Genomic DNA, 17979 nt, shown 5'->3' on the forward strand with positions numbered 1-17979 from the left:
CTCCGCGCGCCCGCGGCGCCTGCTCCACCCTAGGAGACGGGCGACCGCCGCAAGCGCACCCTGACGGCACGGATCGACGTCAGGACGGCGGCTCGGTGAGCAGGCGCAGCCCGCCGCCGCTGTTCGCGGCGTCCATCAGCAGCTCGACCCAGGTGGGGTTGATCGTCGGCTGGCGGCTCCCCGCGAAGTGGAACTGCAGAGCGATGTTGGGGTTCATCCAGAAGGAGTGGCGACCGCGCGCGCCCTCGGGCATCGAGTCGAGGGTGAGACTGAAGCGCTCGTCACGGCGGAACTTCGCATAGATCACGATCTGGAGGTGGGCGAGGGTCCGGTCCTCGATCTCGATGACGGCGGGAGGAGTGCCGTAGAGGAATTGACCCATGCCGCCAGACTAGAGGTCTCCGAGTATATAACTAGCCAATCTAGCTATTTTGCAGACGAGGGTTATGGAGCCTCGCTCGCGTCCGTAGGGTGACCACCGTGCTCCGCGGGACCACCGTGCTCCGCGTCGATCTCGTCGACGGCCGCACTCATCCGGCGCAGAAAGGTGACGATGATCTCGGCCTCGGCCACGTCCAGACCCTCGGCGATCTCGAGCATCCGACGGTGCATCTCCTGCAGTGTCGCACGGACCTCCTGATCGCTGTCGACGGTGGCCTCGACCACGATCCCGCGGCGGTCGGTCGGGTGGGGCTTGCGCACGAGGTGACCGCTGCGGACCAGGCGGTCGATCAGGACCGTCGTGGAGGCGGAGGAGATGGAGAGCTGCGTCGCCAGGTCTTTGCCGGTGACGAGTTCGCCCTTGCGCTGCTGGCGGAGCAGGTACTGGATGGCGATCAGATCCGTCTCGCCCATCGCCATCCGCTCGCGGGTACGCCGACGCATCGAAACTTCGGAGACGCGATAGGTGCGCATGGCGCTCAGCACCTCGACCGCGCGACGGGTTGACGACTCGTCGGGGTACCAGTACCCGGCGCCGCTGCGCAAGCCCGAGTCGCTCATCCGGACGCCCTGTCGCTCATCCGGACATCCTAGACCGGCTCATCTTCAGATCATCTAGCGGCGCCACCGCACCTACGCTGGACCGGTGACCGCCACCCTCGTCGCCAAGGGCCTCTCCGGAGGCTACGCGCACCGCACCCTGTTCGACGGACTCGACCTGACGGTCGCACCCGGAGATGTGGTGGGCGTGGTGGGCGCGAACGGAGCCGGCAAGTCGACGCTATTGCGCATCCTCGCCGGCGAGACAGCTCCGCTCGAGGGCTCCGTCGTGCTCTCGCCGGGCGACGCCTTCGTCGGGTGGCTGCCGCAGGAGCACGAGCGCCGCGAGGGCGAGACCGTCGCCGGCTATATCGCCCGCCGCACCGGCTGCGCCGAGGCCTCGGTCGAACTCGACGCCGCCGCCACCGCCCTCGCCGAGCCCGACCCCGACGGCTCGATCGCCGACCGCTACGCCCTCGCCCTCGACCGCTGGCTCGCGAGCGGTGCGGCCGACCTCGACGAGCGCACCCCGGTCGTCCTCGCCGATCTGGGCCTGACGCTGGGAGCCGCGGCCACCTCCTCCGCGATGACCTCGCTCTCGGGCGGGCAGGCGGCCCGAGTGGGCCTGGCGGCCCTGCTGCTCTCGCGCTTCGACGTCGTGCTGCTCGACGAGCCGACCAACGACCTCGACCTCGACGGCCTGGAGCGCCTCGAAGCCTTCGTCCGCGGCCTCCGCGGCGGCGCGGTGCTGGTCAGCCATGACCGCGAGTTTCTGGCCCGCAGCGTCACCCGCGTGCTCGAACTCGACCTGGCACAGGGCACGAATCGGGTGTTCGGAGGTGGCTACGGCGCGTTCCTGGAGGAGCGCGAGACCGCGCGCCGCCAACGCCGCGAGAAGTACGAGGACTTCGCCGAGCAGAAGGCCGACCTGGTCTCGCGCGCCCGCACCCAGCGGGAGTGGTCGAGCCAGGGCGTGCGGAACGCGATGAAGAAAGCCCCCGACAACGACAAGATCCGCCGCAAGGCCTCGGCCGAATCGAGTGAGAAGCAGGCGCAGAAGGTTCGCCAGATGGAGAGCCGGATCGCGCGGCTGGAGGAGGTCGAGGAGCCGCGCAAGGAGTGGCAGCTCGCCTTCACGATCGGCAGCGCGCCGCGCTCGAGCTCGGTCGTCTCGACGCTGAACGGCGCCCTCGCCCGCCGGGGCGCGTTCACGCTCGGGCCGGTGTCGCTCCAGGTCGACGCGGGCGACCGGATCGGCATCACCGGACCCAACGGCGCCGGCAAGTCGACGCTGCTCTCGCTCCTACTGGGCCGCGCCGAACCGGAGGCGGGCAGCGCCTCGCTCGGCGCGAGCGTGGCAATCGGCGAGATCGACCAGGCCCGCGGGATGCTCGCCGCCGATCTATCGCTCGCGGACGCGTTCGAGGCGCTGGTGCCCGAGTGGCCGACCGCCGAGGTCCGCACGCTGCTGGCGAAGTTCGGACTGAAGGCCGATCACGTCGGTCGCCGCGTCGGCGAGCTCTCGCCGGGCGAGCGCACGCGAGCGGCCCTCGCGCTGCTTCAGGCCCGCGGCACGAACCTCCTCGTGCTCGACGAGCCGACCAACCACCTCGACCTCGCCGCGATCGAGCAGCTCGAGGAAGCGCTCGAGGCCTACGAGGGCACCCTCCTGCTGGTCACCCACGACCGGCGGATGCTCGAGACGGTCCAGCTGACGCGCCACTGGCACGTCGAGGGGGGCGTCGTCACCGAGGCGTGAGCCCAGCGCTGCCTCAGGATGCCGCCGCGGAGGCGCGTCACTCGCCGGTGGCGCGCTCCGCCTCGCGCCAGCCGGCCTCCTTCTGCACGTACTCGTTGTCGGCGAACTCCGCGAAGTCGCTCTCGTCCGTGATCCGACGCACCTCGAGGCTATTGCCGGGCACCAGCGGGCAGCGCAGCGCCCACTCGCGCGCCTGCTCCTGTGACTCGACCCCGATGATCCAGAAGCCGTTGAACAGCGACTCCGTCGGGCCGTACGCCCCGTTGACGACGCTCGGCGGCTCGGACGAGAAGTCGACGACGAAGCCGGAGGTCTCCACGTCGTCCGCCAGGCCGTCGCCCGAGAGCAGCACGCCCGCCTCCATCATCGCCTCGTTGTACTGGCCCATCCGGGTGATGATCTCGTCGAAGGGGATCGAGGCGTAGGCCTCCTTGGCGGCGTCGGTCGCGCGCATGATCAGCATGTACTTCATCGGGTCTCCCTGAGCTCGGTGCGCGGGGGCGCACGGCCTACTCTGGCGCCTCCGGAGCGCGTGCGGAATAGGCGTCCGACCCGACCGCCTCTGCGGCGAGCGCCGGCTGGTGCTGCCGGAGGAGGTCGGCGCCTTCCACGACGACACCTGCCGGTTCTCGAGCGCACCAGCCGGCTGCGCGACGGCAGCGGTCCAGTGGTGTTCATAACGCAGGAAGGATCCATCCTCGCGGCCTTCTTTGCGCTGATTCCCGCCTGCTGGACGGCATCCTTCCTGCGTTATGAACCGATCCGTCGAGCATGCCCCCGGAGAACCGCAGGTGCGCCGCCGCCACGTCGTCTCAGGAGTACGCGGCGGCCAGCGCCTCCATTGCAGCCCGAACCTCTCCCTCCCGGTGCGGGAAGGGCACCACGCGCACGGTGACGGCCGGGTCGACAGGGCGGAAGACGGAAGCGTCGCCGCCGGGCGAGTGTCCAGACGGTGATGTCGTGGCCCGCGCGGGCGAGCGCCTCCGCGCGGGCGAGCCTGCGCACCACGCCGCCGCGCAGGCCGTCGAGTAGGTCAGCTGCCCGATCCGCATCTCAGCTCCGGCGGGCGTGCTCGGCGCGGTCGCGGAGGTAGTGCATCGTGCGCCGCGGCCGCAGTGGAGCAAGTCGTACGGGACCTGAGTATGCGCCTCCCCTGACCGGACGAGGAGGCGACGGTGGCGATTGCCGGTGCGGTGACGGGACTCGGTGCGGCCGACTGAGAGTGGGCGGTCGGGCCGGTACCGCTGCGCATAGTCCTCGCGGCGGCGGCGCACCGCACCCCCCGCGCGGAGCCTCCTGGAGCGGCGGAGACTGGCCGCGCCCGCCGATGACGGGCACTCAGCGACGGAGGGAATGGCTGCATGGTGGATCTCGGAGGACTCGCGGACAAGGCGAAGAACGCCGCGAACAGCGACAAGGGCGAGGAGCTGACGGACAAGGGCCTCGACACGGCAGGCGACGCCGCCGATTCGGCGACCGGAGGGACGTTCGCCGGTCAGGTCGACAAGGCCCAGGACGCCGGCGACCAGCAGGTCGGCAACAACTGATCCTCGGGCGGCCCTTCCGTGCTGTCGCGGAGGGCCGCCCGACGTTAGACCAGCTCGCGGAGGAGCGCCCGCACCACGGCCGCGGAACGATCGGCTGCGTCGTCGATGTGGGCCTGGAACTCGCCGGGTGCGCAGAGGTCCGAAACACCGCGGACCGAGACGAACGGCAGGCCGTGCACATGCGCGGTCTGCGCGAGTGCCACCGACTCCATATCGGTGGCGAGCGCGCCGGGGAAGGTGCTCCGCACGCGGTCGACGTGGGAACTCGCGACGAAGGTGTCGCTCGAGAGGATCAGGCCGCGCCGGACGGCCCCGCCGTCGGGCAGCGCCAGGTCGGCGGCGAGCGCCGGCGCGTAACCGGAGTAGCGGGCGGGCATCCCCGGCACCTGCCCGAGCGCGTAGCCGAACGCGCTCGCATCGGCGTCGATCTGGGCGTACTCAGCGCCGATCACGACCTCGCCCACGCGGACGTCGGCGCCCAGGCCGCCGGCGGTCCCCGCACTCACGACGAGCGGCCGGTCGCCGGCCTGTGCGAGGATCGCCGCAGTGAGCCCGCCGGCGGCGTTGACCAGGCCGATCCCGGTGCGTACGAGCAGCACCGCGCGGGAGTCCAGCTCGAGTTCCCAGTGCAAAGCGTTGCCCACGGCCCGGGGCTCGGAGGCGCTGCTCGCGGCCGCGAGGAACGGCTCCGCCTCCTCGTCCATCGCGACCAGGACGATCGCCGCGCTCACGCGGTGACCGACTCCCACTCCGAGCGGTGCGCGAGGAAGGTCCGCGCCGCCGCCTGCGCCCCTTCGAGCGAGTGGTTGGCACCCCAGCCGCACTGGGTCTCGTTGGCCGCAGGCACCTCGTTGGCCTCGGTGATGTCCTGCAGCGTCGCCTCCACCAGGCCGAGGACCTCGGCGAACTCGGGCTCGCCGGAGAGGATCAGGTAGAAGCCGGTCTGGCAGCCCATCGGCGAGAAGTCGATCACGCGGTCGGAGTGGTTGCGGGACTTCTCGGCGAACAGGTGCTCGAGCGAGTGCACGGTCGGCATGTCGAGGTGGGCGTGATTGGGCTGGGTGAAACGCACGTCGTACTTGACGAGGTGGTCGCCCCCCGGCAACGTCTTCGCGTCGGCGAGGCGTACGTACGGTGCGGCAACGGTGCGGTGGTCGAGGTTGAACGACTCGACGTTCATGCGCGGCTGATCCACGGTGGTCTCCTTCGCTGGGGTCCCTCCATTGTCCCGCGCAGTGTCCCGCGCGCGGCGGAGCGGAGGCGGCACCGGGCGGATCCGCTCCTTCTTCTCGGGGACCGCTCCGGGATGCGACGGCGGCACGAAGATACCCGAACGGCCGGGCGGAGGGGTAGCCGGAGCAGGTCTGCCGGAGGCGGGCGAGTACCACCAGCGCGACGAGCGCCACCACGCCGAGCACGATGTCCGGAACCACCATCGCCGTCACCTCCTCCGCTGCATCGAGCGTGCCGCAGCGGCCGGCTCCGAGGGGCAGCGGACCACGGATCAGTGGAGAGCTGCTTGCGATGCGCCCTGGGGAGGGATCACTCGGCTCACTCTGCCGGCACGAATCGGTAGCCCATCCCAGCCTCGGTGAGCAGGTAGCGCGGATGCGCGGGGTCGGGCTCGAGCTTCTTGCGCAGCTGAGCGAGGTAAAGGCGCAGGTAGCCGGTGTCAGTGACATGCGCGGGTCCCCAGATTTCCGCCAGCAGCGAGCGACGGGTGACCAGCTTGCCCGCGTTGCGGATCAGGATCTCGAGCACCTGCCACTCCGTCGGCGTGAGCCGCACGGAGGCTCCGTCCCGCGTCGCGCTCTTGGCCACCAGGTCCACGGTCACCTCGCCGATCACGACCAGAGGCTCGCCGTCGGCCGGCTGCACCCGCCGCGAGAGGGCCCGGATGCGCGCGAGCACCTCGTCCATCGAGAACGGTTTGGTGACGTAGTCGTCGGCGCCCGCGTCGAGCGCGCCCACCTTATCCGCCGCGCCCGTGCGCCCCGAGACGACCAGGATCGGCGCACTCGTCCAACTGCGCAGCCCGTGGATGACCGTCACCCCGTCGAGCCGCGGCATGCCGAGGTCGATCATGTAGAGGTCCGGATGCTCGTCCACCGCGCGGTTGATCGCCTCCGTGCCGTCACCGGCCGTCACCACGTCGTAGCCGCGCGCCGTGAGTGTGATGCGCAGGGCGCGCAGGATCTGCGGATCATCGTCGGCGATCAGGATCTTCATGCGGCTCCTCCGGAGTCCTCGTGCGCTCCGGCGGGCTCGGGAGGCGGCGCCAGCGGCAGCGTCACCACCATCGTGAGCCCGCCCCCCGGAGTGTCCTCCGTCTCGAGCGTGCCGCCCATCCCCTCCGTGAACCCCTTCGACAGAGCAAGGCCCAGGCCGAGCCCGGTGAGGTTATCGTCGTCGCCGAGGCGCTGGAACGGCACGAAAATCTCCGCGCGGCGCTCCTCGGGCACCCCGGGGCCGTGGTCGACGACCCGTAGCTGCACGTTCCCGCCGAAGGCGCTAGCCGACACCCGCACCCGCGTGCCGGGCGGCGCGTAGCGGACGGCGTTCGCGAGCAGATTGACCACGACCCGCTGCAGCAGGACGGCGTCGGCGAGCAGCGCCGGTCCCTCCGGGTCGAGGTCGAGGTCGACCTCGCCGGGCCCGAGCCCGAGTTCGTCGAGCGCCGGCAGCACCACGTCGGCGGCATCCAGCGGAGCGAGTGCCACGGCGAGCGCCCCCGCCTCCAGCCGCGTCACGTCGAGCAGGTCGGTGACCAGCGCGGCGAGCACGGTGAGGCTCTCGTCGGCCGTCGCGAGCAGCTCCTCGCGGTCCCGCTCACTCCAGACCACCTCGGGCGAGCGCAACCCGCTGACCGCCGCGGTGGCGGCGGCGAGGGGTCGGCGCAGGTCGTGGCTGACCGCCGAGAGCAGGGCGCTGCGCACCCGGTCGGTCTCGGCGAGCGGAGCGAGAGAGCTGGCCGTCTCGCTGAGCGCCGCGTTCTCGAGCACCGAGTCCAGCTGCGCCGAGATCACCTGCACAAGCCGCCGCTCGCTCCCCTCCAGCTCCCGACCGTGCAGCTCGAGCACCGCGCCCTCGCCCACCGCGATGCGCGCGGGGTCCCCCTCCGGCTGCGGCTCGCCGTCCGCCGCGACGACCTCGCCGTCGCGCACCAGCCGCACCCCGGTCAGCCCGAACGCCTCACGCGAGCGCTCGAGGATCGCCTGCAGCGCGCCCTGCCCACGGATCACCCCGCCCGCGATCGTCGCGAGCAGCTCCGACTCCGCTCCCGAGCGCTTCGCCGCCCGCGCCCGCCGCGCCGCTCGGTCCACCACGGCGCTGACCAGCGCCGCGTTCAGCATGGAGAGCACGAGCGCCAGCGCGTGCAGCGGCTCGTCCACGGTGATCGTGTAGAGCGGATCGACGAAGAAGAAGTCGAGCGTGAGCCCCGAGAGCACGGCCGCGAAGAGCGCCGGCCAGAGCCCGCCAACCAGCGCGACCACCACCACCAGCAGCTGGTACGAGAGCACGTCGCTCGTGATCGACTCGTCGCTGCGCAGGCTCGACAGCAGCCAGGTCACCAGCGGCCCGCCCACCAGGGCGAGAGCCAGGCCCAGGATGCGGCGTCGCAGCGTCAGCGCCCCGTCGAGCCTGGGCAGTACCGCGGTGCGCCCGGCGGCGGAGTGGCTGACAATGTGCACGTCGATGTTGCCGGATTCGCGGATCACCGTCGACGCGGTCCCGGGGGTGAGCGCCGAGGCGAGCCGGCTGCGCCTACTGACGCCGATCACCAGCTGCGTCGCGTTCACCGAGCGGGCGAACTCGACCAGCGTGCGCGGCACGTCCTCGCCGACCACCTGGTGGTAGCTGCCGCCGAGCTTCTCGACCAGCGCGCGCTGCGCCTCCAACACCTGCGGCCGCGGGATGCGCAGGCCGTCAGGCGTCACCACATGCACGGCGAGCAGGTCGCCTCCGGAGGCGCGGGCCGCGATCCGCGCGCCGCGACGCAGCAGGGTCTCGCCCTCCGGCCCGCCGGTCAGGGTGACGACGACGCGCTCCCGCGCCTCCCAGATGCTGTCGATGCCGTGCTCGACGCGGTAGTCGCGGAGGGCGTTGTCGACCTCGTCGGCGAGCCAGAGTAGCGCGAGCTCGCGCAGGGCAGTGAGGTTGCCGAGCCGGAAGTAGTTGGAGAGTGCGGCGTCGATCCGCTCGGGCGGGTAGATGTGGCCGTCGGCGAGCCGATCGCGCAGGGCCTGGGGTGCCAGGTCGACGACTTCGATCTGGTCGGCCGCACGGAGGACCGCGTCCGGGATCGTCTCACGCTGCGGTGCCCCGGTGATCGCGTGCACGACGTCGTTGAGCGACTCGATGTGCTGGATGTTCACGGTCGAGAAGACGGTGATACCGGCGTCCAGGAGCGCGCGGACGTCCTCCCAGCGCTTCTCGTGGCGCGAGCCGGGGGCGTTCGTGTGTGCGAGCTCGTCGACCAGCGCTACGTCCGGGCGACGGGCGAGCACCGCGTCGAGGTCCATCTCCTCGAGCAGCACGCCGCGGTGCTCGACGGACCGCCGTGGCACGACCTCGAGCCCCTCGACCATCGCCGCGGTGGCGGAGCGACCGTGCGTCTCGACCACGGCCACCACGATGTCGCGCCCCTCGGCGGACAGTCGGCGACCCTCCTCGAGCATCGTGGAGGTCTTGCCCACTCCGGGCGCAGCTCCGAGCAGCACGCGCAGGCGGCCCTTCGTCATTGTCCCGGCCTCCCCTCGCGCTCGCAGCTCCGGGGCACCTCGGGCTCGCGGGATCGGCGTCGGCTCACTCGATCGGCGAGTCGAACGCGATTCTACGAGCCGAAGGTGCTACCGGAGCCGTCACAGCCGCGCGAGGGCGGTGGTGAGCTCGAGCACGTCCACGGTCGGCTCGCCGAGGTAGCCGAGCTCGCGGCCCTCGGTGTGCTCCTCGTCCAGCGCGCGCACGGCGTCCTCGTCGAGTCCGCGGGCGGCGGCGACCCGCGGCACCTGGAGCAGCGCGTAGTCGAGGCTGATCGCCGGGTCCAGGCGCGAGGCGGAGGCGGTCAGCGCGTCGGCCGACACTGCGGCCGGGTCGACGCCCTCGACGGCGGCTATCGCGGCCGGCCGCCCCTGAACGCGACGAACTCGGCATTCTCCGGACCGAGGTTGCCACCCCCTCCCTCCCCTCCCCCCTCCCGCGAGATGCCACTTATGACGGCGACACGCCGTGCGAGCGCGTCATAAGTGGCATCTCGCGGGGAAGGGAGGGGGAAGGGAGGGGAAGGGGAGATGGCACGCGAGACACCTCTTGAGAGCGTTCTCACACAGCAACGGCGCGGATCGACGGCCGAAGGTCACAGTTCCGCATCGACTGGACATATAGTCCCGACGCGCTTTACACCCGCCGGTCGAGCGAATATGTTCTCTCCGTGGACAAAGCCCCTCGGGGCTCTCCCGCCCTCCCGGGCGACGACACGACGACGTGCGCCACATGTGCACGCCTCGCGTCGTCCTCTCCCTCGGACACTGCTTTCAGAGAGGAATGCACTCCATGAAGTTCTCCCGCGGCATCACTACGCTGGCCGCCGCCGGCATCATCTCCCTCGGCCTCGCGGCCTGTTCCGCGAGCCCGGCCAACTCGGGCGGCGCCGGTGCAGGCGCCGGCGCAGAAGGCGACTGCACCGTCGGCATCTCGATGCCCACCCGCAGCCTTGAGCGCTGGATCAACGACGGCGAAGGCCTCCAGACCAAGCTCAAGGGCGACGGCTGCACCGTCGACCTCCAATACGCCGACAACAAGACCGACCAGCAGATCTCGCAGATCCAGAACCAGATCGCAGGCGGCTCGAAGATCCTGGTCGTCGCCGCGATCGACGGCGAGGCCCTCGCGCCCGTCCTTGCCGAAGCGAAGAAGCAGAACGCCACCGTCATCGCCTACGACCGCCTCATCAACGGCACCGCGGACGTCGACTACTACGCGACCTTCGACAACTACAAGGTCGGCCAGCTCCAGGGCCAGTACATCGAGTCGACCCTCGACCTCAAGAACGCCGCGGGCCCCTTCACCCTCGAGCCCTTCGCCGGCAGCCCCGACGACAACAACGCGAAGTTCTTCTTCTCCGGCGCCTGGGACGTCCTGCAGCCTTACATCGAGAGCGGCAAGCTGACCGTCCCCTCGGGCAAGTCGCCCGCGTCGGACGACGACTGGGCCTCGATCGGCATTCAAGGCTGGGCCTCCGACAAGGCGCAGTCCGAGATGGACAACCGTCTCTCCTCCTTCTACACCGGCGGCCAGAAGGTCGACGTGGTGCTTTCGCCCAATGACAGCCTCGCGATCGGCATCGAGGCGTCGCTGAAGTCCGCCGGTTACGCCCCCGGCGCCGACTACCCGGTCATCACCGGCCAGGATGCCGACAAGGCCAACGTCAAGGCGATCCTCGCCGACGAGCAGTCCATGACGGTCTGGAAGGACACCCGCACCCTCGGTGACCGCGTCTTCCAGATGGTGCAGTCGATCGTCGCGGGCGAGGAGCCCGAGGTCAACGACACCGAGAGTTACAACAACGGCAGCAAGGTCGTCCCGTCCTACCTGCTCGAGCCGCAGGTCGTCACGAAGGACGACGTGCAGTCGGTCCTCGTCGACTCCGGCTTCCTCAAGGCCGGCGACGTCGGACTCTGATCCGCCGGGCGGGGTGAGGGAGGAGTCATTCTCCCTCACCCCGCCCTTCTCCCCTTCCTCTCTGTCCGCACACCACTCCCCCCAACGAAGTGAGGCCCTGTTGGCCAGTCCCATCCTCATCATGCGCGACATCGTCAAAGAGTTCGGCGGCGGCATCCGCGCCCTCGACGGCGTCTCGCTCTCGGTTCAGCCCGGCGAAGTCCATGCCATCTGTGGCGAGAACGGCGCCGGTAAGTCGACGCTGATGAAAGTCCTCTCCGGCGTTTATCCGCACGGCAGCTTCGAGGGCACCATCGACTTCGAGGGTAAGGAGGCGCAGTACCGGTCGATCAACGACAGCGAGTCTGACGGAATCGTCATCATCCACCAGGAACTCGCCCTCAGCCCCTACCTCTCGATCGCCGAGAACATTTTCCTCGGCAATGAGAAGTCGTCCCGCGGCGTCATCAACTGGAATGCCACCAATGCGGAGGCGGCGAAGCTGCTCGCTCGCGTCGGCCTCGACGAGAGCCCCGCGACCAAGATTCTCGAGCTCGGCGTCGGCAAGCAGCAGCTCGTCGAAATCGCCAAAGCCCTCGCCAAGGAGGTGAAGCTCCTCATCCTCGATGAGCCCACCGCCGCCCTCAACGACGAGGACAGCGACCACCTGCTCGGCCTGATCGACCAGCTCCGCATGCAGGGCATCACCTGCATCATCATCAGCCACAAGCTGAAAGAGATCCGCGCCATCGCGGACACCGTCACGATCATCCGCGACGGCCGCACCATCGAGAGCTTCTCGATGGTCGGCGAGCAGGCGTCCGAAAGCCGGATCATCCGGGCAATGGTCGGCCGGGACCTCAACAGCATGTTCCCGCCGCGCGATCCGCAGATCGGCGAAGAGAAGTTGCGCGTCGAAAACTGGACCGTGCACCACCCCGTCGACATCCACCGAGTCGTGGTGGACGACGCCTCCTTCACCGTGCGCGCCGGCGAGATCGTCGGCTTCGCGGGCCTGATGGGCGCCGGCCGCACCGAACTCGCGATGAGTATCTTTGGGAAGAGCTACGGCACCGGCATCTCCGGGCGCGTCTTCAAGGACGGCAAGGAGATCCAGACCCGCACGGTCGACGAGGCGATCCGCAATGGGCTCGCCTACGCGACCGAAGACCGCAAGCGCTACGGCCTCAACCTGATCGGCGACATCACCGTCAATGTCTCGGCCGCCGCGCTCTCGCGACTGGCCCGGCTCGGAGTGATCGACAAGCACCGCGAGTACAAGGTCGCCGATTCGTACCGCTCCAAGATGAATATCAAGGCGCCGACCGTCTCGGCCGTCACCGGCAAGCTCTCCGGTGGTAATCAGCAGAAGGTCGTCCTCTCGAAGTGGATCTTCTCGGGTCCCGACGTGCTCATCCTCGACGAGCCCACCCGCGGCATCGACGTCGGAGCCAAGTACGAGATCTACGGGATCATCAACGAGCTCGCGGCGCAGGGCAAGGCGGTGGTCGTCATCTCGTCCGAGCTGCCCGAGCTGATCGGCCTCGCCGACCGCATTTACACCATCTCCGAGGGCCGGATCACAGGCGAGATCGACCGCGCCGACGCCACCCAGGAGCACCTCATGCACTACATGACCGCCGGAAAGGACCAGGCACGATGAGCGCCACGACCACGACAGCGCCGGCGGACACGCCCGCCAACACGCCCTCCACCCCGCCCAAGCGCTCGCGCCGGCTGAACATCAACGTCCGGCAGTACGGCATCCTCGCCGCGCTGGCGATCATCATCCTGCTCTTCCAGGTGCTGACCGGAGGGCGCCTGCTTCTGCCCGGCAACGTCAACAACTTGATCCAGCAGAACGCCTATGTGCTGATCCTCGCGATCGGCATGGTGATGGTCATCATCGCCGGCCACATCGACCTCTCGGTCGGCTCGGTCGTGGCGATGGTCGGCGCCATCTCGGCGATCGCGATGAACAACTGGGGCCTGCCCTGGTGGGCGGCCGTCGTCGTCGCCCTCGTCACCGGCGCCATCGTCGGAGCGTGGCAGGGCTTCTGGGTCGCCTTCGTCGGCATACCTGCGTTCATCGTCACCCTCGCGGGCATGCTGATCTTCCGCGGCTTCACCCTGGTCCTGCTCACCGGCGGAACGATCAACGGCCTCCCGACCGAATTCACCGCGATCGGCGCCGGCTGGCTCCCGGGCGTTCTGGGCGGCATCGCCGGCCGTGACGCGCTCACCCTGGTCCTCGGCCTGATCGTCTGCGTCGTCCTCGTCGCGCAGCAGCTCCGCAGTCGCGCGACGCTCCGCCGCCTTGAGCTGCCCCGCGAACCCCTCGGCTCACTCATCGCGAAGTCGGCCATCGCCGTCGTCGCGATCATGGCCCTCGCCTGGCTGCTCGCCGGCTACAGCGGCACCCCGATCATCCTGATCGTGCTCGCCGTGCTGATCCTCACCTACAGCTTCGTGCTCGGCCGGACGGTCTTCGGCCGCCACATCTACGCGATGGGCGGCAACCTCTTCGCCGCGATGATGTCGGGCGTCAAGACGAAGTGGGTCAACTTCTTCATCTTCGTCAACATGGGTGCACTGGCCGGAGTGGCGGGCATCGTCAGCACCGCACGCGCCGGCGGTGCGGTGGCCTCGGCCGGACAGAACTACGAGCTGGACGCGATCGCCGCGGTCTTCATCGGCGGCGCGGCCGTCCAAGGAGGCGTGGGCACCGTCGTCGGAGCCGTCATCGGCGGTCTCGTGATGGGCGTGCTCAACATGGGCCTGTCCATCCTCTCCGTCGACGCCGCCTGGCAGATGGCGATCAAGGGCTTCGTGCTGCTGCTCGCGGTGGCGTTCGATATCTTCAACAAGCGCCGCGCCGGCTCCCGCTAGCGAAACCACGGCCCCCGGCTACCGGTGCTTCTTTCTCCAGTTCTCGGGCGCGGCACTTCCTTGGGAGGTGCTGCGCCCGAGGTCATCCGTGACCCCATCGGGCCGAGTACAGGCAGGCGATCATGGCAGGAGCAGTCGGAGCCTCCAGCAACGCGCTGCTGCGCCGCACGAACCTCGCGAGCCTCGCGACCCTGGTGCACCGTTCAGGGCCGACGAGCCGCGCCGAGCTCGGTCGCCTCACCGGCCTGAACCGCTCGGCCATCGCCAACCTCATCGGCGAGCTGAGCGAACTCGGCTGGGTCGCGGAGGAGACGACGGCGCCCGACGGCCGCATCGGCCGCCCCAGCGCCACCGTCGTCGCCGGCGACCGCTTCGCCGCCGTGGGGGTGCACCTCGACACCGACGCGATCATCGTCGGTCTGGTGGGCCTGCACGGCGAGCTGCTGCGCCGCGTCCGCTTCGACACTTCGAAACCCGCGAGCCCAGCCACCGTCGTCCGGGTCGTCACCGGCATCGTCGAGGGCTTCCGCTCCGAACGGGAATCACTGCGCACGCTCGTCGGTGCCGGCGTTGCCGTCCCCGGCCTCGTCCAGGCCGACTCCGGCTTCGTCCACCGCGCCCCCCACCTCGGCTGGCGCGAAGTCGACCTCGCCTCGCAGCTGCGCCGTGCCCTCGATCTCCCGGTCGCCGTCGGCAACGACGCGACCCTCGGTGCCATCGGCGAGTCGCTCTTCGGAGCGGCGCACGGCGTCGCCGACGTCGTGTACGTCACCGGCGGCGCCGGCGGGATCGGCGGAGGCGTCATCATCGGCGGAGTCCCGCTCCAGGGCTCCTCCGGATTCGCGGCCGAGCTCGGCCACACGCTCGTCGTCACGAACGGCCGCCTCTGCAGCTGCGGCCGCCGCGGCTGCCTCGAGGCCGAAGTGCGGATGCGCTCCCTGCTCGACGTCCTCGGCGCCCGCGTCCTCGACCAGGACGAACTCGACATCGCTCTCGGCACCTCGCGCGACCCGTTAGTGCTCGCCGAGGTCGCCCGCCAGGTCGACCTGCTCTCGGAAGGCCTGTCCACCTACATCAACCTCTTTAACCCCACCGCCGTCGTCCTCGGCGGCTTCCTCGGTTCACTGCTCACCGTCGACCGCGAGCGCCTCGCCGCCCGCGTCTCCGCCCGCGCTTTGAGCGACCTCGCCCGCGGCGTACGGATCGAGCGCGCGGCCCTGCGCTCAAGGCTGGAACTCGTCGGCGCCGCAGAGTTACCCTGGCGGCGGGCGCTCGCGGATCCCGCCGCGGTCACCCCAGGCGCGCAGCCCCCTGGCGAGCGCAGCCCGCGCGAGGACGCATGGGGCGCCCGCGCCTGATCCTGCGGGAGCATCCACGTCGAGGAGGACGAGCATGGCTGACTGGAACGACACCATCATCGAGGAGTTCCGCGCCAATGGCGGGACCGTGACCACCGGCGGCTTCGGGAGGAATCTCGTCCTGGTGCACCACCGCGGTGCCCGCTCCGGCGAGGAGCGTGTCACTCCGCTGATGGCGCTGCACCCCTCCGACGACGTCTGGCTGCTCGCCGCGTCGGCCGCCGGCGCCCCGAAGCACCCTGCCTGGTTCCACAACCTTCTCGCCCACCCCGACCTCGCGATCGAAACCCCCGACGACGGCACCGTCGACGTCCGCGCCCGCGTCCTCACCGGCGACGAGCGCGACGCCGGCTGGGAGCGCTTCACCACCGCCTCCACCGGCTTCCTCGACTACGAGAAGCGCACCACCCGCACGATCCCCGTGGTGCAACTCACCCGACGCTGACGAACACCTCCGGCCCGGACGGTGAGGACCGCTCCCCCGCCGCGTCGACGTTCTGCACTCCGCACACGCCCCTGCATTCCGCACACGCCCCTGCATTCCGCACACGCCCCCGCAGATCACACACACCCCTGCCCACCGCCAGGCCACCTCCGACGCCCCAAATGTCCGATCTGCAGGGAATCCGCGCCTCTCGCACCTCGTCAAGCGGAGGAGAGCGCTCCCACACGCGGATCCCCGGCAAATCACACACCTCCCTGCACATGGCGCGAGTCGGGAATCCGCGCCGCCTACCCCTGCATCGCGCGTCCACCGCGTCCGCGGCTTCTTCTGAGACACGTTTCGCGCTAGTTTTACCAAGCCCTTCACTGTCAGGGGGAGTGAAAACATGCGAGAAACATCATCACGCCTGCTCGATGACGCACTGCGTCGCCTCGAAGCGGGAGCGACGGCGCACGCACTCGAGAACCAGAACCTCGACTTCAAGCAGGACGGACGATCCGCTGACGGCGACGTCATGAACATTGCGGAGGCGACGGCGTGTTTCGCGAACGCGTCCGGTGGCCTCGTCGTCGTCGGAGTCCACGACCGCGTGGCAGGGCCGGAGGCGATCGTCGGTTCGCGCCTGGATCCCGAGCGGACGCGCTCGCGGATCTACGAACTCACCGAGCCGAATCTCCTCGTGGACGTCGTCGCCCGGCAGCATCGGGGCGTCAGCCTCGTCGTGGTCGACGTGCCTGCGAGCGTCACCGTGCACAGTGTGAAGAGTCGCATTCCCACCGAGCGCGTCGGTGAATCCTGCTCGCCGATGTCGACTGATCGCATCGCCTCCGTCGTCGCTGAGCGAAGAGGTCATGACTGGTCAGCGTCCGCGTCCGAAACGAAGGCCTCCGCAGTCGATCCCGTCGCGATCGCAGCCGTTCGACGACTCCTTGAGCGCGCCGCATCACCATCGAGTCGTCGACTCGCGCAGCAGCCCCAGGAGATCGACGTTCTACGTGGCCTCGGAGTCGTCACCGACAACGGCCGACTCACGAACGCCGGAGCCGTCCTCGTCACCGATCAGTATGAGCACACAGCGGCGTTCTCCTACGTTCACCGTCGGACGCCGACCGGAACAGTGACGGCGAACGAGCAGCTGACGGGGCCCCTAGTACTTCTCCTGGAGCAGCTCTTCCAGCTCATCAGCGCACGAATCGACACGACACCGGTCTCCATCGGCAAAGGCCAGCAGCTCCATGTCTCCGATCTGCCCGAAGCCGCCATCCGCGAGGTCGTCGTCAATGCTGCGATGCACCGCGATTACCGCAGCAGTGGCAGGGTCACGATCGAGCACACGCAGACCCAGCTCGTCGTCACATCACCGGGTGGATTTGTGAACGGAGTACGCGCCGACAACGTCCTGACCACGTCTTCTCGCCCTCGGAACGGCCAGCTCGCCGGCGCACTACGAGCCCTCGGCTATGCCGAGACCGCCGGCTCCGGCGTCGACAAGATGTACGCCGAGATGGCGCGACTCGGGCACCAACCGCCCTCGTTCCTGTCCGAGGGCGATCATGTTCGGGTGACGCTCATCGGGGGAGCGCCGAACTCCTCGCTCACCCGTTTCGTCGCGACCCTGCCACCCGAGGAGACCGAGGACGCGGACACCATGACGATCCTTCTCACCCTTCTCACACAGCGGACGATCACCGCGCAGCAGCTCGTCCCGATCCTGCAGAAGTCGGGGACCTCGGAAGCACAGTCGGTCCTCGAGCGGTTGAGCTCCGAACGCGTTCCTCTGCTCGAACCGACGCGTGACTCTCTAAGAAAGACTTTGCCGCGTTACCGACTGCGAGAGGGGCCGCTCGCCGCTCTCGGAGCCGCCGTCACTTATCGGCGGCGGACCGCCGATCAGCTGGACCGAAAGGTGATCGAGCTACTCCGCGAGACCGGGAGCATCAATGCGCGGATGGTTCGCGTCCTCCTGGACGTGGACTCTCACACGACGTCCCGCCTCATCGCCGATCTCATCAAGCGCGACCTTCTGGTCAAATCCCCTGGGCCGGAGCGCGGGCCGACCGTGACCTATGGACCGGGAACGGCATTCCCTGCGAGAATTCGCCACCATCGAACGGTGCCCGAGGCCGACACGGACGACCGGCTCGATTTCCCGAACGACTGACCAGAGCGCCCGCGCAGGCTGTCGTTCCGACAGCACGAGGGCACGGAAACGAGAAGACCCCCCGACCTCGCGATCGAAACCGCCGACGACGGCACCGTCGACGTCCACGCCCGCGTCCTCACCGGCGACGAGCGCGACGCCGGCTGGGAGCGCTTCACCACCGCCTCCACCGGCTTCCT

16 protein-coding genes are annotated in these 17979 nt (G+C 69.6%); 8 read left to right on the forward strand and 8 right to left on the reverse strand.

All coding sequences use genetic code 11. The features are described 5' to 3' along the window. Window positions 1-79: 79 nt before the first annotated feature. On the reverse strand, window positions 80-382 hold the full coding sequence (locus C1O28_RS13355) for a DUF7882 family protein (protein WP_068250131.1): 303 nt from the start codon (window positions 380-382) through the stop codon (window positions 80-82). A gap of 62 nt (window positions 383-444) precedes the next feature. Continuing rightward, on the reverse strand, window positions 445-1002 hold the full coding sequence (locus C1O28_RS13360) for a MarR family winged helix-turn-helix transcriptional regulator (protein ID WP_097167756.1): 558 nt from the start codon (window positions 1000-1002) through the stop codon (window positions 445-447). An 85-nt stretch (window positions 1003-1087) separates the two neighbouring features. Here C1O28_RS13360 and C1O28_RS13365 point away from each other — a divergent pair, with 85 nt between their 5' ends. Then, the gene (locus C1O28_RS13365) at window positions 1088-2740 is read left to right on the forward strand and encodes an ABC-F family ATP-binding cassette domain-containing protein (RefSeq protein WP_097167755.1); all 1653 of its coding nucleotides are present in this window, start codon (window positions 1088-1090) and stop codon (window positions 2738-2740) included. Between the two features lie 37 nt (window positions 2741-2777). Here C1O28_RS13365 and C1O28_RS13370 read toward each other — a convergent pair whose 3' ends face one another. Continuing rightward, complete coding sequence (locus C1O28_RS13370; RefSeq protein ID WP_097167754.1) at window positions 2778-3212, reverse strand: YciI family protein; 435 nt, start codon at window positions 3210-3212, stop codon at window positions 2778-2780. Between the two features lie 889 nt (window positions 3213-4101). On the opposite strand from C1O28_RS13370, the gene C1O28_RS13380 reads away from it, so the two are divergent. Next, a complete protein-coding gene (locus C1O28_RS13380; RefSeq protein WP_097167753.1) occupies window positions 4102-4287 on the forward strand; it encodes an antitoxin in 186 nt (61 codons plus the stop codon). Between the two features lie 44 nt (window positions 4288-4331). On the opposite strand, the gene mtnN is transcribed toward C1O28_RS13380, so the two are convergent. From mtnN to C1O28_RS13405, 5 genes are all read right to left on the reverse strand, one after another. Further along, window positions 4332-5018 carry a 5'-methylthioadenosine/S-adenosylhomocysteine nucleosidase gene (gene mtnN, locus C1O28_RS13385; RefSeq protein WP_243392106.1) on the reverse strand — a complete coding sequence of 229 codons (687 nt, stop codon included), beginning with the start codon at window positions 5016-5018 and terminating at the stop codon, window positions 4332-4334. Continuing rightward, complete coding sequence (locus C1O28_RS13390; RefSeq protein WP_097167773.1) at window positions 5015-5467, reverse strand: S-ribosylhomocysteine lyase; 453 nt, start codon at window positions 5465-5467, stop codon at window positions 5015-5017. The genes mtnN and C1O28_RS13390 overlap by 4 nt, the downstream gene beginning before the upstream one ends. A gap of 371 nt (window positions 5468-5838) precedes the next feature. Beyond that, on the reverse strand, window positions 5839-6516 hold the full coding sequence (locus C1O28_RS13395; protein WP_097167752.1) for a response regulator: 678 nt from the start codon (window positions 6514-6516) through the stop codon (window positions 5839-5841). Next, window positions 6513-9029: a sensor histidine kinase gene (locus C1O28_RS13400; protein WP_097167751.1), complete on the reverse strand. Its 2517-nt coding sequence runs from the start codon at window positions 9027-9029 to the stop codon at window positions 6513-6515. Before C1O28_RS13400 ends, C1O28_RS13395 begins: the two co-directional genes overlap by 4 nt. A gap of 120 nt (window positions 9030-9149) precedes the next feature. Further along, on the reverse strand, window positions 9150-9404 hold the full coding sequence (locus tag C1O28_RS13405) for a potassium-transporting ATPase subunit C (RefSeq protein ID WP_097167750.1): 255 nt from the start codon (window positions 9402-9404) through the stop codon (window positions 9150-9152). A gap of 436 nt (window positions 9405-9840) precedes the next feature. Between C1O28_RS13405 and chvE the strand changes: the two genes are divergently transcribed. The 6 genes from chvE (at window position 9841) to C1O28_RS13435 (ending at window position 17800) form a co-directional block, all read left to right on the forward strand. After that, the gene (gene chvE / locus C1O28_RS13410; RefSeq protein ID WP_419866667.1) at window positions 9841-10968 is read left to right on the forward strand and encodes a multiple monosaccharide ABC transporter substrate-binding protein; all 1128 of its coding nucleotides are present in this window, start codon (window positions 9841-9843) and stop codon (window positions 10966-10968) included. Between the two features lie 121 nt (window positions 10969-11089). Continuing rightward, window positions 11090-12610 carry a multiple monosaccharide ABC transporter ATP-binding protein gene (mmsA, locus tag C1O28_RS13415; protein WP_097167748.1) on the forward strand — a complete coding sequence of 507 codons (1521 nt, stop codon included), beginning with the start codon at window positions 11090-11092 and terminating at the stop codon, window positions 12608-12610. Then, window positions 12607-13836, forward strand: coding sequence for a multiple monosaccharide ABC transporter permease (gene mmsB / locus C1O28_RS13420; protein ID WP_097167747.1), 1230 nt, complete (start codon window positions 12607-12609; stop codon window positions 13834-13836). The genes mmsA and mmsB overlap by 4 nt, the downstream gene beginning before the upstream one ends. Window positions 13837-13958: 122 nt before the next feature. Next, window positions 13959-15194, forward strand: a complete 1236-nt coding sequence (locus C1O28_RS13425) for an ROK family transcriptional regulator (protein WP_097167746.1) — start codon at window positions 13959-13961, stop codon at window positions 15192-15194. A 34-nt stretch (window positions 15195-15228) separates the two neighbouring features. Next, entirely contained in the window at window positions 15229-15639 is a 411-nt protein-coding gene (locus C1O28_RS13430) for a nitroreductase/quinone reductase family protein (protein ID WP_097167745.1), read from the forward strand. A 385-nt stretch (window positions 15640-16024) separates the two neighbouring features. After that, window positions 16025-17800: an ATP-binding protein gene (locus C1O28_RS13435; protein ID WP_097167744.1), complete on the forward strand. Its 1776-nt coding sequence runs from the start codon at window positions 16025-16027 to the stop codon at window positions 17798-17800. The last annotated feature ends 179 nt before the right edge of the window (window positions 17801-17979 follow it).

Origin of the sequence: Rathayibacter rathayi (assembly GCF_004011095.1) — a bacterium.
Taxonomy (GTDB): Bacteria; Actinomycetota; Actinomycetes; order Actinomycetales; family Microbacteriaceae; genus Rathayibacter; species Rathayibacter rathayi.